Raw genomic sequence first — 1,800 nt, 5'->3', positions numbered from 1 at the left:
AGACAGGCGCGCCCCCCGGAACGTCCGCGCCCGCCACCCGACAGCGGCGACCCGCCGGCCTCCGGATCCACCTCGTCCGGGCCGGTCGCCCCCTGCGATCCGGTCCGCTCCCCCGGCGCGTCGCGGCTCCGGCGGGGGCGCGCCGGCAGCACCCGCAGCGCCTCGCCGATGTCGGACACCTCCACGACCCTCATCCCCGGCGGCACCTCCCCCGGGTCCACCGGCACCAGGGCCCGGGTGAAGCCCAGCCGGGCCGCCTCCGCCAACCGTCGCTGCACGCCGGTCACCCGCCGCACCTCCCCGGCCAGCCCCACCTCGCCCACGGCCACCAGGTTCTGCGGCAGGGGGGTGTCGGAGGCCGCGCTGGCCAGGGACAGCGCCACCGCCAGGTCGGCCGCCGGCTCCGAGAGCCGGACCCCGCCGACCGTCGCGGTGTAGATGTCGTTCTTCCCCAGCGCGCCGATCCGGCCCCGCTGCTCCAGAACGGCGAGGATCATCGAGACCCGGGAGGTCTCCAGCCCCGAGGTGGTCCGCCGGGGCGAGGGGATCTGGCTGTCCACCGTCAGCGCCTGCACCTCGGCCACCAGCGGCCTGCGGCCCTCCAGGGTGACGGTCAGACAGGTCCCCGGCACCGGCTCCGAACGCCGGGTCAGGAACAGGCCCGACGGGTCGGCGAGCGAGGTGATCCCCGCGTCGTGCAGCTCGAAACAGCCGACCTCGTCGGTCGCGCCGTAGCGGTTCTTCACACCGCGCACCAGGCGCAGCCGGGCGTGCCGGTCGCCCTCGAAGTGCAGCACCACGTCCACCAGGTGCTCCAGCAGCCGCGGACCGGCGATCGCGCCGTCCTTGGTGACGTGGCCCACCAGCAGGGTGGACATGCCGCGCTCCTTGGAGGCCCGGATCAGGGCGCCGGCCACCTCGCGCACCTGGGCCACCCCGCCCGGCGCGCCGTCGATCTCCGGCGAGGCGACGGTCTGCACCGAGTCCAGCACCAGCAGCTCCGGCTTCACCGCGTCCAACTGCCCCAGGATCGCCGAGAGGTCCGTCTCCGCCGCGAGGTAGAGGTGGTCGGCGATCGCGCCGATCCGATCGGCCCGCAGCCGCACCTGACCGGCCGACTCCTCGCCGGTCACGTAGAGCGTCGGACGCTCGGGGGAAGAGGCCTTGGCCGCCACGTCCAGCAGCAGCGTGGACTTGCCCACTCCCGGCTCACCCGCCAGCAGCACCACCGCCCCCGGCACCAGGCCGCCGCCCAGCACCCGGTCCAGCTCCGGCACACCGGTGCTGCGCGCCACCACCTTGTGACCGTCCACCCGGCCGATCGGCAGGGCGGGGGAGGTCACCCGGGCGGCGGCGGTCGTCCGCACCGCCGGCGCGGCGCCCACCTCCTCGACCGTGCCCCACGCCTGGCACTCCGGGCAGCGGCCGAGCCACTTGGCGGTGGACCAGCCGCACTCGGTGCAGCGATAGGACGGTCGGTCTGTTCTACGGGCCATGCGCACGACCGTACCGCCGACCACCGACATCGACGCCGGTGGGCGTTGCGGCGCCCGGGCCCCGCCCGGGCGATCGGTCGCGTCGTACGGGGAGCGGTGCGGGGAGCGCTGCGGGGAGTCGTGCCGGGAGCGGTGCGGAAAAGCCGTCGGGGAACCCCACGGGATCCGGTCCGCCCCCGGGCTTCGTCACCCGATCGAGGGAACCACGCCGGGAGACGGCCGAAGAGGCCCTCCCCGGGCCCTAACGTCGGGCGGGATGAGCAGCAGCCGCCGGCACGCCGCCCCCTCCGCCCGTACCCGGGGC

General features: G+C 75.9%; 1 protein-coding gene. It reads right to left on the bottom strand.

What is annotated here, in order from left to right:
- Positions 1-1,496 (bottom strand): DNA repair protein RadA (gene radA, locus FOE67_RS24625; RefSeq protein WP_182667026.1); only part of this gene is annotated, 1,496 nt, incomplete at its 3' end.
- Between the last annotated feature and the right edge of the window lie 304 nt (positions 1,497-1,800).

It is taken from the genome of Streptomyces calidiresistens, from assembly GCF_014141525.1.
Classification (GTDB): Bacteria; Actinomycetota; Actinomycetes; order Streptomycetales; family Streptomycetaceae; genus Streptomyces; species Streptomyces calidiresistens.
The sequence above is the reverse complement of the archived record's forward strand: the minus strand, read 5'-3'. Positions and strand labels throughout refer to the sequence as shown.